This window comes from Brevundimonas diminuta 3F5N, assembly GCF_900163625.1.
In the GTDB taxonomy this organism is placed as follows: domain Bacteria; phylum Pseudomonadota; class Alphaproteobacteria; order Caulobacterales; family Caulobacteraceae; genus Brevundimonas; species Brevundimonas diminuta_A.
Genome location: NZ_FUIE01000045.1, coordinates 1 through 17,916 on the forward strand (window position 1 = coordinate 1; position 17,916 = coordinate 17,916).

Consider the following 17,916-nt stretch of genomic DNA (forward strand, 5'->3'; position numbering starts at 1 on the left):
CGCGCGGGAAGACGCGGCTCAGGCTCGTCAGCGGATCGATGGCCGGATAGTGGTTCGCCTGCGCCAGCTTGCGCGACAGATAGACGTGGCCGTCCAGGATGGAACGGACCTCCTCGCCGATGGGGTCGCCGCCTTCCTCGTCCTCGATCAGCACGGTGTAGAAGGCGGTGATGGAGCCGCCCTCGATCGCGCCCGCCCGTTCGAACAGTCGAGGAAGTTCGGCGAAGACCGACGGCGGAAAGCCGCGCCGCACGGCCGGTTCGCCGACCGACAGGCCGATCTCGCGCAGCGCGCGGGCGAAGCGGGTGACGGAGTCCATCTGCAGCATGACGCGCAGGCCCTGGGCGCGGAAGCCTTCGGCGATGGCGGTGGCGGCGTGGGCGGCGCGGACGCGCTCCATCGCCGGGCGGTCGGAGGTGGCGACCACCACGACCGAGCGGGCCAGACCTTCCGGCCCCAGGCTGTCGTCGAGAAACTCGCGCACCTCGCGCCCGCGCTCGCCGATCAGGGCGATAACGTTGACGTCGGCGGCGCAGTGGCGGGCGAACATTCCCATCAGGGTCGACTTGCCGCCGCCGGCCATGGCGAAGACGCCGACCCTTTGCCCCACGCCGACGCTCAGCAGCGTATCGACCGCGCGCACGCCGGTCGGGAACAGGGCGCTGATCGGCGGCCGGGCCAGCGGATTGGGCGCGTCGGCATAGACGTCGCGCATGGCGACCGGCCCCGCGATGGGGCCGAGGCCGTCCAGCGGGCGGCCGAAGGCGTCGATGACCCGGCCCAGCAGGCCGGGGCCGCTGGGGACTTCGGTCCGGTCGTCGGCGGCGATGACCTCGGCTTCGGGGCCGAGGCCGTTCAGGCTGGTCAGGGGCGTCAGTATGGCCGCGCCGTCGCTCAGGCCCACGACCTCGGCCTTGACCACGGGGCCGCCGGCGGGATCGCGGATCTCGACCTGCTGGCCGATGCGGGCGTTCAGCCCGGTGGCGCGCACCGTGGTGCCGAAAGCCTGAACCACCCGCCCGCGCCGGTCCAGGGTGCGGGCGCGGCGCAGGGCGTCGTGCAGGCGCAGTTCGACGGCGTCGTTGCTCATGCGGCGCGCCCTCGCTCAAAGGCGCGCTCCAGGGCGGCGAGCTGGACTTCAAGCCCGGCGTGGCTGCGTCCGGCTGCGGTTTCGATGACGCAGTCGCCGGGGGCCAGGGCGTCGTCGGGCCGCACCTCGATCGCCGCGCCGATGGGCCACAGCCGGGTCGAGACGGCGCCGACGCCGTCGGGCGCGACGTGAACCACGACCGGCGCCTCGGGCAGGACGTCCTTCACCGCGCGCTCGGCCAGGGCCGCCAGCACGGCCTCGGGCGCCAGTTCGGCGGCGATGCGGCGCACCACGTCCAGCGCGAGGCGTCCGGCGGTCTCGCGCAGACGCTCGCGTTCGGCCTCCATCTCGCGGTGCAGACGGGCGGCGCGTTCGGCGACGTCGCGGGCGGCGGCGGTCAGCCCGGCCTCATAGCCGGCGGCGTAGCCGTCGGCGCGGCCCGCTTCGCCCTCAGAAGCGCGATGGGCTTCGACTTCGGCCAGCCGCGTCTGGGCCTGGGCCAGAAGGTCGAGGGCCGTCTCGACGACGGCGCGCTCCTCGCGGCGAATAACGGGGCGGTCGGTCAGCAGGGCCGCGTCGGGCGCGGCGGCGATCAGGTGAAAGCTCATGCGGCGACCCCGCAGATTGTCAGGGCCTGACGGCGCGCGGCCTGGGCCTGGTCTGCGTCGAGGCGCAGCAGGGACGGGGCCAGGCCGTCAGCCAGCCGTCGGGCCGTCTCGCCCGTCAGACCGGCCAGCAGGGCGGCGGTGCCCAGACCTTCCAGCGCGTCGGCGTCCAGCGCGCTGACCGGCGGCGTCTCGAGCCGCTGGGCAGGGGGCAGTGCCAGAACGGCGTCCAGCGCGTCTTCGCCGATGCTGCGCCCGACGACGCCGAGCATCCGTCCGTCGATGCTGGCCGCCAGCCGTTCGGCCAGCAGCACGGCGCCGCAGGTCGCGGCCAGACGGCGGCGCTCGTTCAGGGGCAGGGCGGACCAGGCGGGCGCCTTGAGGATGGCGGCGTAGTCCATCGGCGCGCGCGGCGGCGTCAGGCGGTGCGCCAAGGCACGAGCGCGCGGCGAACGCGCAGCATCATCCGCGCCGTCCAGGGCGCGGGCCCGGCGCCACAGGGCGGCGCGTTCGGTCCTGGCGGCGCCCGACGTCAAGCCTCGCCTCGCTTGACGTCTGCCTTGGCGCGCGGTTTGGGCCGCCGATAGAGGCCGTAGATGCCCAGCCCCGCCGCGCCCAGGATCAGAACGCCCAGCGGCAGGCTGAGCTGGGTGACGGCCGGCGCCTGCGGCTGGGTCAGGACTTCGGACGCCGGGAAGGCGACGACCGTGACTTTGTCGTAGGGCAGCCCCTCGATCGAGTTGACCACCAGGGCCTTGATCGAGCCGGTCTGGGCCGAGATGTCGTAGTCGGGCCGGTGCTTGATGAAGACCGAAGCGGAGGAGGGCGGCTTCTCCTGCGCCAGCGGGTCGCTTTCCGGCACGGCGATATGGACGCGCGCCTGCACCACCCCATCGATGGAGGAGATGGTCTGACCCAACTCCTGCTGCAGCGCGTACATCATGCGCATGCGCTGCTCCATCGGCGAGGAGACGAAGCCTTCCTTCTGGAAGACCTCGCCCATGCTGGCGAAGTTCTGGCGCGGATAGCCGCGATCATGCAGCAGGGCGACCGCGCGGGAGAAGTCGCCGCGGTCCGCCTTCAGCACCCAGTTGTCGCCGTCGCGGGTCTTGGAGGCGTCCAGCCCCTGAGCCTTGAGCACGGCGACCATTTCATTGGCGTCGCGTTCCGTCAGGCCGCCGTAAAGCTCCTGCTGGCCGCAGGCGGCGAGCAGGAGGGCCGCGCCCGCGAGGGCGGCGAGCGATCGGATTCGCATGACCGCCTCCCTCAGGACTGTTGCCGGAACAGCTGCTGCAGGCCGTCCGAGGTGCGGTTGGCCATGTTGGAGGTGAGCTGGCAGTTGAACATGAACTCGTGCGCGCGGACGGTCATCATGACCATCTCGCCCGGCGTCATGCCGCCGGCCTTGCCCTCGGCGGCCTGGGCCAGGGCGGCGAGGTCCGAAGCCTGGCCGTTCACCTGTTCCAGGGCGCCCATCATGGTCTTCATGACGCCGTTGGGCTCGGTCGGGGCCGCCGGGGCTGACAGGGGCGTGACGTGCAGCAGGTTCTGAAACTGCACCGCCTGGCTGAGGGTGGCGTTGTAACCGACGTCGATCTGCTGCGTCTGGGGTTGCAGCATCTCGGGCGGCATGACCGCTGCGGCGGCCGAAGCTTCGAAGGACATGAGCCCCTCCTGTTGAAATGAAGGGCTCAGTTCTTGCGAGCCATGGTCTCCAGCGCCTTGCCGACGGAGTCGGTCGAGGTGGAGGAGGAGTTGGCCATGAAGTTCATGCGCATCGACTCGGCGGTCAGCATGGCCATGGTCGAGGGCTTGTCCTCGCCGCCCGGCCCGATCTGTTCGGACAGTTCGACGATGCGGCCGGCCTGGGCGTCCAGGGTCTGGCCCCAGGAATGGGCCATGGCCTCGAACCATGAGCCGGGACGAGCCTTGTCGCGTTCGCTGTTCAGGCCGGGCGAGACGGCCAGCATGCCGAGGCCGTTCAGACTTTGGGATGACATGAGTATTCTCCTTTTGGGCTGGGGTTAGAAGTTGAGTTCGGAACGGGAGCCGTTGCGCTCGACCAGGACGCGGGTGTCCTCGATCGAGACGATGCGGTGGCCGGTGGGCAGGACGGCGCCGGGGAAGTAGCGGGCGCCGTCGGCGGTGGTGACGTGGCCGCGCTCGCCGCCGATCACCGACACCACCCGCTTGCCGCCGCCCTGCTGAATGTCTTCGAAGCGGCCGCCCTCGTCGGCGCCGGGCAACATGCTGACGTCGATGCGGCTCAGGCCCTTGATCTCGCCCATGGCCAGCCGCTCCAGGCGGGCGGCCTCGTCGGGGTCGCTGCCGGTGACGTCCAGGCGCACCATGCCCGCGCCGACCGAGCGCGCGGCCGCCTTCACCCCGTTTGCGAGGTAGAGCTCCTCGACCTGACGGGCGATGCCGTCGTGGGTCTGAAGCTCCAGGCGGGGTCGCCATTCGCGGGCGGCCAGGATGCGTTGCAGACGCACGCGTTCGGCGTCCGAGGCCAGCATCCCCTCGATGCGCAGGTCGCCGGCTTCAGTCTTGGTGACGACCAGCTTGTCGAAGCCTTCCTCTGACAGGACGGCCTGGACCTTGGCGGGCTTGGGCTGCGACTTGGGCCAGGCGGGGACGCCTGAGCTGATAGCGAACAGGGCCGAGATGGTGACGACGGCGATCAGCAAAATCGGAACGAACTTGGCCGAGCGCGACACCAGGGCGTTGGTGTTGTTCAGCAGGTATTGCCAGTTGCGGCCGTCGTTGACCGAGTCTGCGTCCTCATCACCGTCATCATCCGGCAAGGGGCGGGCGGCGGCCAGGATGCGTTCGGCTTCGCTCCAGCGCGGGCTTTCGGCCTCGCCGATGGCGACGGCGTTGTCGCCGATCAGCAGCGGCAGATAGAGGGGCAGGATGGCCTGGGCCGGGGCGGTCAGCTCATGCCCCAGCAAGGTCACGGACCCGGACGTCAGGTCCAGGTCGGCGGCGTCCGCCCGCGCCTTCAGCGTCAGCCGCACCCCCTCGGCGCTGGCGTCGCGCAGCACGATGTCGGCGTCCAGGTCATGGCCCACGGCGATGACGCGGCCCCGTTCCAACGGCGCCGAGGCGCCGCGCACGCGCCCGGCCATGACGCGAAGGACCAGGCTTTCGATCTCGGGTGCGGCGACGGCGTCGGCGGGCATGGCGGATCAGTCCTTGGCCGGTTCATAGGGGGTGAAACCGGGCGGCGGCGCTTCACGCACGGCGACGACCGGCGTGGCGGCCGGGGCGGGCAGGGGATCGTTCGGCGCCGAGCCCTGGTTGAAGCCCATGCGTGGCCCGCCCTTGGGCAGGGCCGGGGCGGCGGGCAGGGGCTGGGCTTCCGGCGAGCCGGGGTCGGCGCCGAAGTCCAGGCGCGGCGCGGGCGTCTCCTCGCCGATGGACGCCAGGCGCGGGGTGATCAGGAACAGGCGCTCGATCCGTCCGGTTGACCGTTCCGAGCGCCGGAACAGCAGGCCCAGCGCCGGGATATCGCCCAGCACCGGCACCTTGGTCACGGCGTTGACGTCCTGCTGCACCACCATGCCGCCCAGCAGCAGGCTCTGGCCTTCAAGGATCATGGCCTGGGTGTTCAGGGCCGCGCGCTGCACGACCGGAATATCATCGACGTCGGCGTCGGTCAGGGATCCGTCCTCGATCTGGATCTGCATCCGGATGCGGGTCTGGTTCTGGTCGCGCAGGACGTGGGGCGTGACCTTCAGCGTGGTCCCGGCGGTGACGTTGTAGAGGTCGACGTCTCGCTCGCCCTCCAGGCCGACGTAGAAGCTGCGGGTGTTCTCGAACAGGGCCTGGACGTTCGACAGGGTGACGATCTGCGGCCGCGAGACGATGCGGGCGACGCCCTCGTCCTCCATCGCCGTGATGCGCGAAACGAAGTAGTCGCCGTTGCCGATGATGGTCGAGATGGCCAATCCGTTGTTGCGCGGGGTGATGTCCTGACCCCGGCGCAGGCGGTCGTCGTTGCGGGTGCCGTCGCCGAACAACACCCCGCCGCGTCCGTCGTCAAAGCGCCAGGTGATGCCCAGCTGGCGGGCGCGGGTGGTGTCGATGTCGATGATGGTGGCCTGGATTTCGAGAAGCTGCGGCTCCTTGTCCAGGGCGGCGATCAGCGCCTCATAGGCCCCCATGCGCTCGGCCGTGTCGCGCACGATGACGGCGTTCAGCCGCGTGTCGGCCTGGATGCGCGCATGCTGGACCGGCGCGCCGCCCGCCATCTGTTCGTCGGCCAGCGCCAGACCGAGCGTGTCCGGCGTCGGAGTGAAACCGCCTTCGGCGTAGCTGGCGTCCATCAGGCCATTTTGCGCCGCGCCTTGCGAGGCCAGACCCTGACCGCGCAGGCCGCCGACGCGCGGCGAGCGGCGCGTCTCGATGCGGCGAGCGACGGCGCCGTTCGGGTCGTTGCTGACCATGGCGCGCAGGATGGAGGCGACGCCTGGAATGGTGACTTCGCTCTGGGCCGTCTCGAAGGTCACGTCGTCAGCCCAGGCGTAGCGCAGGGTGAAGACGCGGTATTCATAGGTCGGCTGGGCGGCTTCGGCGCGGGCGCCGGGGCCGGCGCGGGCGATCTCGTCGATCTGCTGGATGAAGCGGCGGGTGCCGTTGGCGACCAGCATCTGTCCGGCGGGCTGCAGGGTGTTGCGGCTGTCCAGCAGGCCCATTTCCTGGGCCGTGGCGCGCACGCGGCGCAGCATCTGCGGCGAGGCGGGGATCGACTGGCTGGTCAGCTCGGAGGTCTGATAGATGTAGACCGCCCCCCCGTCGTAATAGGCCACCAGATCGAAGGCGTCCGCCACCTGGCTGAAGATGGTCGAGGCCGGACCGCTGAAGGCGCCGTTCACCGTGCCGCGCAGATTGGGGCTGATGATCACCGGCATGCCTAGCTGGCCGAAGAAGCTTTGCAGGAACTGACCCACCGGCTGTTCGCGCGGGGCGATCTGCAGGGTCTGGTTGCCGATCGGCGGGTCGCCCGCCGCAGCGGGCGCGGACAGTCCGAGCAGCGTGGCCAGGGAGGCCATGGCCAGGAGGGCGGTCTTGAAGCTCTTGCGGGCGGTCGGCGTCTTGATCGTCATGCAGGGTCCGTCGTTTCAGGCCGCAGCGGCCGTGGAGGCGGGGGGAGCGGAAGGGGCGGTCGGCGTCGCGGCGGCGGGCGCATCGACGTCAGGCAGGGCGACCCGACCGACGATCTCGAGCTTCAGGCTGGGCAGCAGCTCGTGGAACGACAGGGCGGGCGTATCGAACAACTCGGGCTCGACCAGCTTGCGGATGTGACGGCGCAGGTCGATGGCGGCCAGCACGGCGTCGGCGTCCGTGTCGCGCACGGTCTTCTGCACCGCCTCGATGATCTGGCGGGCCATGTCCGGCTCCAGCGCCAGTTGCTGACCGGCGCCGCCGACGCGGATGGATTCGCGCAGGTGCTTTTCCAGCGCGGGCTCCAGCACGGCGGCCTTCAGCACGCCGTCAGGGGCGTAGCGGTGGCTGATCTGGCGACGCAGGGCCACGCGGGCGAACTCGGTCAGGGCCAGAGGATCCTTCTCGCGCTGACCGGCGTCGGCCAGGGATTCCAGGATGTCGCGCAGGTTGCGCAGCGGCACCTCTTCCTCGGCCAGGCGGCGCATGATCTCGGCGATGCGGGCCAGGGGCAGGGCGCGGGCGACCTCCTTGACCACTTCGGGATAGCTCTCGCCCGCGCGGTTCAGCAGGATCGAAGCTTCCTGAATGCCGATGAACATCCCCGCGTTGCGGCGCAGCAGTCCGCGCACCCCGGCCAGGGTCGCATCCAGAGCGTCCTCGACCGGGCCGGGATCGCCCGCGCCCAAGGGCGCCTCGAACGCCATCAGCCGCCAGCGGTCCGCCGCCTCAGCCGGGCCGTAGCGCACCGTCACGCGCGGCAGGGCCACGCCCAGCGAGGCTTCGAACTCGTCCAGCAGGGTCTCCAGGACGGCGGTCAGTCGCTCGGGATCGGTCGCACGCAGGGCGCGGCCGTCGATCTCCAGCAGCAGAGGCGTCATGGCGGCGCCTTCGGTCGGCCGTGTCTGGGTCGAGGCGATCGGCCCTTCGGTCTCTGCGGACGAGCGGCCGGTCAGAGCCCTCATCTTGCGCCCGGCGGACTTGCGCCAGCGCGGCTCGATCATGATGGAGGCGGTCATGGCCGCCGCGCCCAGCAGCAGGAACACAATGGTCGGAAAGCCGGGCACCAGGGCCAGCAGCCAGCACATGCCGCCCGCGACCAGGAAGACCTTGGGCTGGGCCGACAGCTGACGGTGCATCGAGGCGCCCAGGTGGGCGTCGGTCTCGGAATCGCCGCCGCGCGTCACCAGCAGACCCGCCGACATGGCCGCCAGCAGGGCCGGGATCTGCATCACCATGCCGTCGCCGATGGTCAGGATGGAGTATTTCTGGACCGCCGCGCCGAAATCCATGCCGTTCTGCAACATGCCCACGGCCAGGCCGCCCAGCAGGTTGATCACCACGATGATGATCCCGGCGATGGCGTCGCCCTTCACGAACTTCATCGCGCCGTCGAGATTGCCGTTCAGCTTGCTCTCCATCTCGAGCAGGCGGCGACGGCGCTTGGCCTCGTCCTTGTCGATCAGGCCCGAGCGCAGGTCGGAATCGATCGACAGCTGCTTGCCCGGCATGGCGTCCAGGCTGAAGCGGGCGGCGACCTCGGCCACGCGCTCGGCGCCCTTGGCGATGACGATGAACTGCACGACGGTGATGATCAGGAAGACCACCAGGCCGACGACCAGATTGCCGCCCGCCACCATGTTGCCGAAGGTGTTGATGATCGCCCCGGCGTGGCCTTCCAGCAGGATCATCCGCGTCGTCGCGATCGACAGGGCCAGCCGGAACAGGGTCGTGATCAGCAGCAGGCTAGGGAAGACCGAGATGTCGACGATCGAGGCGATGTAGATCGACACCAGCAGCATCACCACGCCCGCGCTGATGTTGATGGCCACCAGGGCGTCGATCGCCAGCGACGGCAGGGGCATGATCATCATGGCGATGATCGCCGCCACGCCCGCCACCAGGAACAGGTCCGAGTAGCGGCCGACTCCTCCGCCGTTGTGGCGCAGACTCAGCAGTTTCAGCGGGCTGGCGAAGGACATGGACGCGCTTTGAGGCTGCCGGCGGATCAGGCCGAACGGGAGATCGGTGAGAACTATCGGAAGGAGGAACGGCGGGCGGTGAGGAGCTGGTCGTAGCGAGCCATGACCTTGCGGACGTAGTCCTGGGTCTCGCGGTAGGGCGGGATATTGCGGCCGTAACGCTGCACGGCGCCTTCGCCGGCGTTGTAGGCGGCCAGCACCAGGCGCAGGTCGTTGCCGAACATGCCCTGCAGGGTTTTCAGGTAGCGCGAGGCGGCGCGGATGTTGGTCTCCGGCTCGTGCAGCCGCATCTCGTCGGCGACGCCGAAACGGCGGCCGGTGGCGGGCATCACCTGCATCAGACCGCGCGCGCCGACGGGTGATCGGGCGTTGGGATTGTCGGCGGATTCCACGCTGATGATCGCCTGCAACAGGGCGGGGTCGATGTCGTGTTCGCGCGCCGCTGCTGTGATCAGATCGCCGTGCGGCGGCCTGCTGCGATGCGGTCCCGCGTCGGCCGTGAAACTTCCCGACCTGTAAAAAACAACGGTTTCCGAGGAACCGATCACCTCGGTCGGCGACTCATTGTCGTAGATCAGTAGTTGCTGGGCCGCCCGCGCCTCTCGCTGGGCGTGTGTCGAACAAGGCCCTGATCCGAGCGCTCCGCTTCCCAGCGCCAGGGAAAACTGGCTGACGGAAGCCGCTGAAGCGACCAGCTGCGACGAGGTAGCGCTACAGTCTTCCGCAATTGCGGAATGATTCCATGCAGTAATTATAAGTATTACTGTGCTTGTTACCGAGCAAAATTGTCTCACTTCGCATTTCGCCCGAAGCTATGTGAATTTCGATCTTGTGTGACAGCGATATTATTGCTCATGAATGTTGTCAACGAGATCGGGAATGAAAATTTCTGCCAGTAGGGTTAATCCTAGCTTGTTTTTATTCTGAAGTGGTCAGGGTGCGGATAAGGAATAAGCTTGACCATAAGCTGTGCCGTTTCTGTATTCGGCAAAGCTTGTTTCTGATGTTTTTCATACCTGTTCGATGAGGCGGAGCGCGCGTGGCGGAGAAGAACGACGGCGGCGACAAGACAGAACGGCCGACACCGAAACGGCTTCAGGACGCGCGCAAGAAAGGTGATGTCGCCAAGAGCAAGGACGTCGGCTCCACGGCCGTGCTGCTGGCCTGGCTGCTGGTCGGCCTGATGCTGGCGGGGGCGGTGTTCGAGAACTTCGCCGCTCTGTTCGACGACGTATTCCGCGTGATGGATCAGCCGTTCGGCGACGCCTTCGAACAGGTCGCCTGGTCGGCGGCGCGGCGGTTCGTCTATCTGACGGCGCTGTTGCTGCTGCCGGTGGCCCTGTTCGCGTCGCTGATGGAGTTTTTGCAGACGGGGCCGGTCTTCACCCTCGAAAAGATGACGCCCAAGCTGGATCATCTGAACCCCGGCGAGGGGCTGAAGCGGATGTTCAACACCGACAACCTGTTCGAGGTGGCCAAGTCGCTGGTGAAGACGGCTCTGCTGCTGGGGCTGGCGGGGCTGATCCTGTTCGGTCAGTTCGACCGCATCCTGCGTCTGCCCGCCGCCCAGCCGGGCGAGGTGCTGGGCGCGTTCGGCGCAGCGGGATTTCATCTGCTGGGCTGGACGCTGGTGGTGTTCGTCTTCGTCGCGATCCTGGATTCGGCCTATCAGCGCTTCAGCTTCATGAAGCGGCTGCGGATGAGCCGACGCGACATCCGCCAGGAAGCCAAGGACATGGAGGGCGACCCTACGGTCAAGGCGCGGCGCCGTGAGCTGGCTCAGGAGTGGGCGCAGTCCAGCGCCGTCGGATCGGTGCGTGGCGCCGCCGCCCTGGTGGTCAACCCGACCCACATCGCCGTGTCCCTGGCCTATGATCCCGGCGAACATGTCGTGCCCGTGGTGGCAGGCAAGGGCGACGGCCTGATCGCCCGCGCCATGCGCGGCATGGCCGAGCGCGAAGGGGTGCCGATCATCCGCAACGTTCCCCTGGCCCGCGCCCTGCACGAACAGGTGCCGGTCGAGGCTGTGGTGCCCGAAGACATGTTCGCCGCCGTCGCCGAAGTGATCCTGACGGCGCGGCGCCTGCGCGACGAAGCGGCGCGCGGCGAGGCGCTCAGCCCAGTCGACCTGACGGACGAAGGCGAAGGGCAGGGCGACGACGCCGAGTCCGAATCCGCTTCCGCCCGCTGCGCCCCCCTCTTTCCCGCCATGCCGGACGACGGCGTGGCTTCCGCCTCGGAGACCCGATGACGCCGTTCGCCTTGCTGATGGACTTCCTGACCGTTCTGGTCGCCCTGGCCCTGGTGCTGGGTTTGGCCTTCTTCTCGATCCGCATGTTGAAGAAGGTCCAGAGCGGCGCGCCCAGCGGCGATGAGATCCGCTTCATCCGCTCGCTGCCGCTGGGAACGCGCGAGCGGGCGACGGTGGTGGTCTGGCGCGACGAGGTGCTGCTGCTGGGCGTAACGGCGGGCGGGATCAGCGTCCTGGACCGGCGCGCTCGCACGGCGGAGGAAATCGCCGAGGACGCCGCCCGCGCCGAAGCCGCGCGGGCCCAGACGGCGGCTGTCGCCTCCCGTGTTCCGCCGCGCCTGCGCCGCTGGCTAGGGAAGTCCCTAGCTGGGGAACGGCCTGACTACCGAGGATAGGGGACGGGTGGTTTCGTGAGGTCGTCGGGTTTTCGGGCGAGGCGCCTGGCCGGCGAACCGGAAACGCACACTTATTCGGAGAAAGATCATGTTCGGCATCGGCGGCGGCGGCTTCAACATCGGCAGCCTCATCAGCCAGGCGGCCCTGGCGGTTGCGACCGGCGGCACCTCGGCGCTGGTCCAGGCGGCTCTGACTCAGGTCGTGTCGTCCATCGGCCAGCAGGTTCTGCAGCAGGTCGGTCAGGCTCTGGGTCTGCCGCAGTCGGTGATCGATCTGTCGATCGGCGCTTTCGCGGCGGCGACGGGCAATACGGGCGGCGCCTTCCAGAGCATCGGCGAATCTGCAGCCGGTCTGGCTCAGGCCACCGGCGGCGGCGCCTTCGAGGCCGGCGGCATCGAGCGTCAGATGAACGACATCGTTCAGGATCTGGTCGACAAGACCCTGGAGAAGGCCCGCACCGGCGGCCGCGATGAAGAAGGCAACGCCGTTCCCGGCGGTCTGAACGGCAAGAGCTTCATGCTGCGTCTGGCCCTGGCTCTGGGCAGCGTCCTGGACGCCAAGATGGAGCGCATGGCCGAGATCGGCGAGAAGATCGACGCCGAAAGCCAGAAGAAGAAGCCCAAGATGGGCAGCCTGTCCGCCGAAATGACGGCTGTCGGCAAGGAGTTGGACTTCGTGTCCCAGGCCCTGAACAACGCCCTGAAGTCGATCGGCGAATCCGCTTCGACCCTGGCTCGCAAGCAGGGCTAAGGCCGAAAAGGCTGATTTGTGGGACGGCGGGCGAAACTTTCGCCCGCCGTTGTGCTTTTGAGGAATGAGCGTTTTTCAGAGTGATGGAGAGGCGGAGATGAGCGGCAAGCAGGTGTTTCTGGCGGGAGCGGTCGCAGCGGTTCTGCTCTGTGCGTCTCAGACTCAGGCTCAGGACTACGCCTTCCAGGGCTTCGCGACGGCGGACGCGATGAACCAGATGCACGCCGCCATGCGCGACAACATGATGGAGTCGTCGTCTGATGCACGCCCCTCGTCGCGAGGCGGGGTCGCTGCGGGCGCGGCGGCATCGGAACGTCGCGCCGCCGCGTCCGGCCGCACGACCTATCAGTCGTCGCCAGCGGTCACGCAGCGCGTCAAGCGCCAGTTCGCGGACTTCGTGAGTTCGACGGGCGGGGACGGCCCGGGGATTGCGGCGGCGATGGATCAGCAGGACTTCTTCGCCCGTTGGGGGCGGCACGTCGCACAATACGGCCTGCGTCGCGGCGACGTTGCGGACGCCATGACCGCCTACTGGATGCTGAACTGGCAGATCGCCAACGACGTGCGAACCGTGAGCAGGTCTCAGGTTCAGGGCGTGCAGGCTCAGGTTCGAAACATTATGGGCGGCAACCCGACCTTCAGCGGCCTAAACAACGCCCAGAAGCAGGAAATGGCTGAAGTCCTGATCCTGAATTTCATCGTTCAGAGCGTCGCCTATGAAGACGCCATGCGGGACAATGACGCGACGATGCAGCGTCGTTTGCAGAGCGCGGCGACGACGCGGTTTCGCAATGAGATGAACGTGGATCTGCGCCAATTGCGTTTGGGCGGCAGCGGGTTCACAGCCGCTTCTTGAAAGGGGCAGGGCGAGAGCCCGGAGGCCAATCCTTCAACTGAACCGCCGGCGACGCCTATGGGCGCGCTGGTTTTCGGCGCCGCGGGGGCGGGCGCCGGTCTGACCGCTTTGGCGCTTTGGGCCATGAGGCGGCGGCGAGGTCGACAATAACATGAGCGAACTCTCCTAGGCGTCGGTCGACGATGTGGAGCGATGAAGCTGATCTGAACTGATCGGCCTTGATGTTTCTCGCGCATCCCGGCAACATCGTATACGATTCAAGGTCGGGAGAGCGGTGTGAGCGTGTTTGAGGCCCAGGAGACGGTCGCCCTGTCGATTGACGAGGTGTTCGCCCTGTCGCGGCGGGTGCTGACGGGGGCGGGGCTGTCGGTCGCGCACGCCGAGGCGGTGGCCCGCGTCATCACGGCGGGCGAGCGGGACGAGTGCGCCTCGCATGGGCTTTACCGGCTGCCGGGCTGCGTCATGACGATCCGCTCGGGCAAGCTGTCGCTGGATGCGGAGCCGGTGATCGAGGATGCGTCGCCCGCTCTGGTGCGGGCCGATGCGCGTCATGCCTATTCTCTGCTGGCGTTCGAGCGCGCGGCGCCGCTGTTGGCGCAGAAGGCCAAGGCGGTCGGTGTGGCGGCGCTGGTCATCAACAACTGCTTCCATTTCTCCGCCCTGTGGCCCGAGATTGAGCAGTTGACGGAAATGGGCGTGGCCGCGCTGGCCATGACGCCCAGCCATTCATGGGTGGCGCCGGCGGGCGGTAACAAGGGGCTGTTGGGCACCAATCCGATCGCCTTCGGCTGGCCGCGTCCGGGGCCGTATCCTTATGTCTTCGACTTCGCCACCAGCGCGATCGCGCGCGGAGACATGGCGCTGCACGACATCGCTGGAAAGCCGATCCCCGAGGGGTGGGGCGTGGACGCCGAAGGGCAGCCGACGACGAATGCGCGGGCGGCGCTGGACGGGGCCATGCTGACCTTCGGCGGACATAAAGGCTCGGCCCTGTCGACGATGATCGAGCTGATGGCGGGGCCGTTGATCGGCGATCTGACCAGCCGCGAGTCGATGGCCTTTGACGACGGCGCCAAAGCGGCGCCCATGCATGGCGAGCTGATCCTGGCCTTTGATCCGGCCATCATGGGGGGCGGCGACGTCGAGGCGAACGCCGCGCGGGCTGAGGCCCTGTTCGCGGCCTTCGCCGATCAGGGCGCGCGTCTGCCGTCGCAGCGGCGCTATGAAGCGCGGACGCGCAGTCTGAAGCATGGGGTGCGCACGCCCAAGGTGCTTTATGATCAGATTCAGGCCCTGGGCTTCTGACTTCTTTCCTATCTTCTGACGATACCGACGCACGGACGAAAGACACGCTATGACCGCGACCATCGAACTGAGCCACTGGATCAACGGCGAGCGCCGGGGGGCCGGAACGGTCGAGAGCCTGAACCCGTCCGACACGCGCGAGGTCGTGGCGTTGACGCCCGAGGGCGGCGCGGCCGAGGTCGATGAGGCGGTGGCGGCGGCCTCGGCGGCGTTCGACGGCTGGGCGGGCGCCTCGCCCGAGGTGCGCTCGGACGTGCTGGACCGGGCCGGGACGCTGCTGATGGAGCGGCGCGAGGCGGTCGGCCGCCTGCTGTCGCGCGAAGAGGGCAAGACCCTGGCCGAGGGCGTCGGCGAGACGGCGCGCGCCGCCCGCATCCTGAAGTTCTTCGCCGGCGAGGCCCTGCGCCTGCACGGCCAGAACCTGGCCTCGACCCGGCCTGGCGTCGAAATCCAGACCTATCGCCAGCCGGTCGGCGTGTTCGGACTGATCACGCCGTGGAACTTCCCCATCGCCATTCCGGCGTGGAAGGCGGCGCCGGCGCTGGCCTTCGGCAATACGGTGGTGATCAAGCCCGCCAGCCATACGCCTGCGACGGCCGAGGCCCTGGTGGCCATCCTGCATGAGGCGGGGCTGCCCAAGGGCGTGCTGAACCTGGTCATCGGCGGCGGCCGGGTGGGGCAGGCCATCGTCGACCACAAGGATGTGGCGGGCGTCAGCTTCACCGGCTCGCAAGGGGTCGGCGCGGGCGTCGTCGCCGGGGCCGCGGCGCGTCAGGCGCGGGTGCAACTGGAAATGGGCGGCAAGAACCCGCTGATCGTGCTGGACGATGCCGATCTGGAGCGGGCGGTGAACATCGCGCTGGACGGCAGCTTCTTCGCCACGGGGCAGCGTTGCACGGCTTCCAGCCGCCTGATCGTGCAGGATGGCATCCACGACCGCTTCGTGGCGGTTCTGGCCGAAAAGGTCGCCGCCCTGCGCGTCGGCAATGCGCTGGATCCCAATACGCAGGTCGGCCCGGCCGTCAGCGAGGCCCAGCGTGAGACCTCCTATCGCTACATCGACATCGCTGCGTCCGAGGGCGGGCGCGTCGCCACCGGCGGCGGTCGTCTGAACCGCGAGGCGCCCGGCTGGTATGTCGAACCGACCCTGATCGTCGACACCGATCCGGCCATGCGCATCAACAATGAAGAGGTGTTCGGTCCGGTCGCCTCGACCATCCGGGTCAAGGATTATGAAGAGGCGCTGGCCGTCGCCAATGGCGTCGAGTTCGGCCTGTCGGCGGGCATCGTCACCCAGTCGCTGAAGCACGCGCGTGATTTCCAGCGCCGCGCCAAGGCGGGCATGACCATGGTCAATCTGGCCACCGCGGGGGTCGATTATCATGTGCCGTTCGGCGGCACGAAGGCCTCGTCCTACGGCCCGCGCGAGCAGGGCTTTGCGGCGGCCGATTTCTTCACCCTGACCAAGACCAGTTACAGCGCCGGATAGGCGAACTTCGCTTGACTTAACTCCAGATCAGATATCGTATACGAAAATAAATCTGCTTTAGGAGGAGTAGCGTATGGCTGGGGCGAAGTTGGACTGGACTGGGGTGATCCCGGCGGCGACCACGCAATTCGATGAGGCGCTGGCGGTCGACCTGGACGCCACCCAGAAGGTGCTGGACGGTCTGATCAAGGACGGCGTCGACGGCATCATCGTCATGGGCACGGTCGGCGAGAACAACTCGCTGGAGCCGGAAGAGAAGCGCGCCGTGCTGAAGGCGGCGGTTGAAGTCGCCGACGGCCGCGTGCCGATCATCACCGGGGTCAGCGAACTGACCACGGCGCGGGCCGAACGCTACGCCAAGGACGCCGAGAATATCGGCATCGACGCCCTGATGGTGCTGCCCGCCATGGTCTATGTGCCGACGCAGGCGGAGCTGGAGGCGCACTTCCGCGCCGTGGCGGCGGCCAGCGGCCTGCCCAACATGCTCTACAACAACCCGCTGATGTATCGGCAGACGCTGAACAACGACGACCTGCGTCGTCTGTCGGACGTGCCGAACATCGTGGCCCTGAAGGAAAGCGCCCCGGATTCGCGGCGCATCACCGACATCTTCAACGAACTGGGCGACCGCTATTCGGTCATGGTCGGCCTGGACGATGTGGCGCTGGAAGGCCTGATCCTGGGCGCCAAGGGCTGGGTCTCGGGCCTGACCAACGCCTTCCCTGAAGAGTCGGTCGCCCTGGTCAAGGCGGTCAAGGACGGCGACATCGCCCGCGCGCTGGAGATCTATCGCTGGTTCATGCCCCTGCTGCACCTGGATTCGGTTTCGGATCTGGTTCAGTCGATCAAGCTGTCTGAAATGATCATGGGCCGGGGCAGCGAGCGGGTTCGTATGCCGCGCATGCCGCTGGCGGGCGCCCGTCGGGCCGAGGTCATCGCCATGGTCGAGAAGGCGGCGGAAACGCGCCCGATCGGCTCGGGCAAGGCCGTGAAGATCGTCTGATCGGGAAACTGAATGCGCGACGTCTTCTTCTGCATTGACGGTCATACCGCCGGCAACCCGGTTCGCCTGGTCGCCGGCGGCGCGCCCCTGTTGTCAGGGGCCAGCATGGCCGAGCGGCGGCTGGATTTCCTCAGCCGCTATGACTGGATCCGCACCTCATTGTGCTTCGAGCCTCGCGGCCACGACATGATGAGCGGCGGCTTCCTGTATCCGCCGACCCTGCCGGACGCGGACGCGGGCATATTGTTTATCGAGACCAGCGGCTGCCTGCCCATGTGCGGCCACGGGACCATCGGCATGATCACCTTCGGCATCGAGCACGGCCTGATCCGGCCACGCACGCCGGGGCGGCTGAAGGTCGAGGTTCCGGCGGGCGTTCTCGACATCGCCTATGAGACTGAGGGCGACAGCGTGACCTCGGTGCGCATCCGCAACGTCCCGGCCTATCTGGCGGCGGAGGGGATTGAGATTGACGTGCCGGGCCTCGGTCCGCTGAGCGTCGATGTCTCCTACGGCGGCAACTACTACGCCATCGTCGAGCCGCAGGGCGCCTACACCGGATTGGATGATCTGGGCGCCAGCCGCATCATCGAACTGAGCGGCCTGGTGCGCGAGCGGGTGCGGGCGGCCTTCCATCCGGTCCACCCGGACGAGCCCTCGATCAACGGCGTCAGCCACGTCCTGTGGGCCGACAGGTCGAAGGGGCAGGGCGCCGACGGCCGCAACGCCGTCTTCTATGGCGACAAGGCTATCGACCGCAGTCCGTGCGGCACCGGCACCTCGGCGCGGCTGGCCCATCTGCACGCCAAGGGGCGGTTGAAGGTCGGCGACGCCTTCGTCCACGAAAGCTATATCGGCAGCCGCTTTATCGGCCGGGTCGAGGACGAGGCGACGGTTGGCGGCCACAAGGCGATCGTGCCCTCGATCGAAGGCTCGGCGATCGCCACGGGCTTCAACACCATCTGGGTGGATCGACGCGATCCCTTCTGGGCCGGCTTCCAGGTGGTGTGACGTATTCCACAT

The 17,916-nt window shown here is 68.2% G+C and carries 18 protein-coding genes; 8 read left to right on the forward strand and 10 right to left on the reverse strand.

The genetic code is table 11. From position 1 onward, the window contains the following. The 10 genes from FM111_RS08510 to FM111_RS08555 form a co-directional block, all read right to left on the reverse strand. The coding region (locus tag FM111_RS08510) for a FliI/YscN family ATPase (protein ID WP_087140534.1) at nt 1-1,090 on the reverse strand (1,090 nt) is incomplete at its 3' end. Then, nucleotides 1,087-1,698, reverse strand: a complete 612-nt coding sequence (locus FM111_RS08515; protein WP_087140535.1) for a FliH/SctL family protein — start codon at nt 1,696-1,698, stop codon at nt 1,087-1,089. The genes FM111_RS08515 and FM111_RS08510, both read right to left, overlap by 4 nt. Further along, nucleotides 1,695-2,231, reverse strand: a complete 537-nt coding sequence (locus FM111_RS08520) for a hypothetical protein (RefSeq protein ID WP_087140536.1) — start codon at nt 2,229-2,231, stop codon at nt 1,695-1,697. The genes FM111_RS08515 and FM111_RS08520 overlap by 4 nt, the downstream gene beginning before the upstream one ends. Then, nucleotides 2,228-2,950, reverse strand: coding sequence for a type III secretion system inner membrane ring lipoprotein SctJ (gene sctJ, locus FM111_RS08525; RefSeq protein ID WP_087140537.1), 723 nt, complete (start codon nt 2,948-2,950; stop codon nt 2,228-2,230). The genes FM111_RS08520 and sctJ overlap by 4 nt, the downstream gene beginning before the upstream one ends. A gap of 11 nt (nt 2,951-2,961) precedes the next feature. Further along, a complete protein-coding gene (locus FM111_RS08530; protein WP_087140538.1) occupies nt 2,962-3,360 on the reverse strand; it encodes a hypothetical protein in 399 nt (132 codons plus the stop codon). Nucleotides 3,361-3,386: 26 nt separating this feature from the next. Continuing rightward, the gene (locus tag FM111_RS08535) at nt 3,387-3,695 is read right to left on the reverse strand and encodes a hypothetical protein (protein WP_112999251.1); all 309 of its coding nucleotides are present in this window, start codon (nt 3,693-3,695) and stop codon (nt 3,387-3,389) included. Nucleotides 3,696-3,719: 24 nt separating this feature from the next. Next, nucleotides 3,720-4,877, reverse strand: a complete 1,158-nt coding sequence (locus FM111_RS08540) for a SctD/MshK family protein (protein WP_087140539.1) — start codon at nt 4,875-4,877, stop codon at nt 3,720-3,722. 6 nt (nt 4,878-4,883) lie between these two features. Continuing rightward, nucleotides 4,884-6,803, reverse strand: coding sequence for a type III secretion system outer membrane ring subunit SctC (sctC, locus tag FM111_RS08545; RefSeq protein ID WP_087140540.1), 1,920 nt, complete (start codon nt 6,801-6,803; stop codon nt 4,884-4,886). Nucleotides 6,804-6,818: 15 nt separating this feature from the next. After that, the gene (locus FM111_RS08550) at nt 6,819-8,843 is read right to left on the reverse strand and encodes a flagellar biosynthesis protein FlhA (protein WP_087140541.1); all 2,025 of its coding nucleotides are present in this window, start codon (nt 8,841-8,843) and stop codon (nt 6,819-6,821) included. Between the two features lie 53 nt (nt 8,844-8,896). Then, the gene (locus FM111_RS08555) at nt 8,897-9,391 is read right to left on the reverse strand and encodes a lytic transglycosylase domain-containing protein (RefSeq protein WP_179205059.1); all 495 of its coding nucleotides are present in this window, start codon (nt 9,389-9,391) and stop codon (nt 8,897-8,899) included. Between the two features lie 491 nt (nt 9,392-9,882). On the opposite strand from FM111_RS08555, the gene FM111_RS08560 reads away from it, so the two are divergent. From FM111_RS08560 to FM111_RS08595, 8 genes are all read left to right on the forward strand, one after another. Next, nucleotides 9,883-11,094 (forward strand): EscU/YscU/HrcU family type III secretion system export apparatus switch protein, encoded by a 1,212-nt coding sequence (locus FM111_RS08560; protein ID WP_087140543.1) that lies wholly within the window; start codon nt 9,883-9,885, stop codon nt 11,092-11,094. Next, entirely contained in the window at nt 11,091-11,489 is a 399-nt protein-coding gene (locus FM111_RS08565) for a flagellar biosynthetic protein FliO (RefSeq protein ID WP_087140544.1), read from the forward strand. The genes FM111_RS08560 and FM111_RS08565 overlap by 4 nt, the downstream gene beginning before the upstream one ends. Nucleotides 11,490-11,577: 88 nt before the next feature. Then, entirely contained in the window at nt 11,578-12,240 is a 663-nt protein-coding gene (locus FM111_RS08570) for a hypothetical protein (RefSeq protein WP_087140545.1), read from the forward strand. A 97-nt stretch (nt 12,241-12,337) separates the two neighbouring features. After that, nucleotides 12,338-13,096, forward strand: coding sequence for a DUF6683 family protein (locus FM111_RS08575; protein ID WP_087140546.1), 759 nt, complete (start codon nt 12,338-12,340; stop codon nt 13,094-13,096). Between the two features lie 276 nt (nt 13,097-13,372). Then, nucleotides 13,373-14,401: an Ldh family oxidoreductase gene (locus FM111_RS08580; protein ID WP_087140547.1), complete on the forward strand. Its 1,029-nt coding sequence runs from the start codon at nt 13,373-13,375 to the stop codon at nt 14,399-14,401. A 49-nt stretch (nt 14,402-14,450) separates the two neighbouring features. Beyond that, entirely contained in the window at nt 14,451-15,890 is a 1,440-nt protein-coding gene (locus FM111_RS08585; protein ID WP_087140548.1) for an aldehyde dehydrogenase family protein, read from the forward strand. A 73-nt stretch (nt 15,891-15,963) separates the two neighbouring features. Further along, on the forward strand, nt 15,964-16,893 hold the full coding sequence (locus tag FM111_RS08590; RefSeq protein WP_087140549.1) for a dihydrodipicolinate synthase family protein: 930 nt from the start codon (nt 15,964-15,966) through the stop codon (nt 16,891-16,893). 12 nt (nt 16,894-16,905) lie between these two features. After that, nucleotides 16,906-17,904: a 4-hydroxyproline epimerase gene (locus tag FM111_RS08595; RefSeq protein ID WP_087140550.1), complete on the forward strand. Its 999-nt coding sequence runs from the start codon at nt 16,906-16,908 to the stop codon at nt 17,902-17,904. Nucleotides 17,905-17,916: the final 12 nt, after the last annotated feature.

Coding starts and splice junctions, on each gene's coding strand:
- FM111_RS08515 (WP_087140535.1), bottom strand. CDS start 1,698: ATGAGCTTTCACCTGATCGCCGCCGCGCCCGACGCGGCCCTGCTGACC.
- sctJ (WP_087140537.1), bottom strand. CDS start 2,950: ATGCGAATCCGATCGCTCGCCGCCCTCGCGGGCGCGGCCCTCCTGCTC.
- FM111_RS08530 (WP_087140538.1), bottom strand. CDS start 3,360: ATGTCCTTCGAAGCTTCGGCCGCCGCAGCGGTCATGCCGCCCGAGATG.
- FM111_RS08535 (WP_112999251.1), bottom strand. CDS start 3,695: ATGTCATCCCAAAGTCTGAACGGCCTCGGCATGCTGGCCGTCTCGCCC.
- FM111_RS08540 (WP_087140539.1), bottom strand. CDS start 4,877: ATGCCCGCCGACGCCGTCGCCGCACCCGAGATCGAAAGCCTGGTCCTT.
- sctC (WP_087140540.1), bottom strand. CDS start 6,803: ATGACGATCAAGACGCCGACCGCCCGCAAGAGCTTCAAGACCGCCCTC.
- FM111_RS08550 (WP_087140541.1), bottom strand. CDS start 8,843: ATGTCCTTCGCCAGCCCGCTGAAACTGCTGAGTCTGCGCCACAACGGC.
- FM111_RS08565 (WP_087140544.1), top strand. CDS start 11,091: ATGACGCCGTTCGCCTTGCTGATGGACTTCCTGACCGTTCTGGTCGCC.
- FM111_RS08570 (WP_087140545.1), top strand. CDS start 11,578: ATGTTCGGCATCGGCGGCGGCGGCTTCAACATCGGCAGCCTCATCAGC.
- FM111_RS08575 (WP_087140546.1), top strand. CDS start 12,338: ATGAGCGGCAAGCAGGTGTTTCTGGCGGGAGCGGTCGCAGCGGTTCTG.
- FM111_RS08585 (WP_087140548.1), top strand. CDS start 14,451: ATGACCGCGACCATCGAACTGAGCCACTGGATCAACGGCGAGCGCCGG.
- FM111_RS08590 (WP_087140549.1), top strand. CDS start 15,964: ATGGCTGGGGCGAAGTTGGACTGGACTGGGGTGATCCCGGCGGCGACC.
- FM111_RS08595 (WP_087140550.1), top strand. CDS start 16,906: ATGCGCGACGTCTTCTTCTGCATTGACGGTCATACCGCCGGCAACCCG.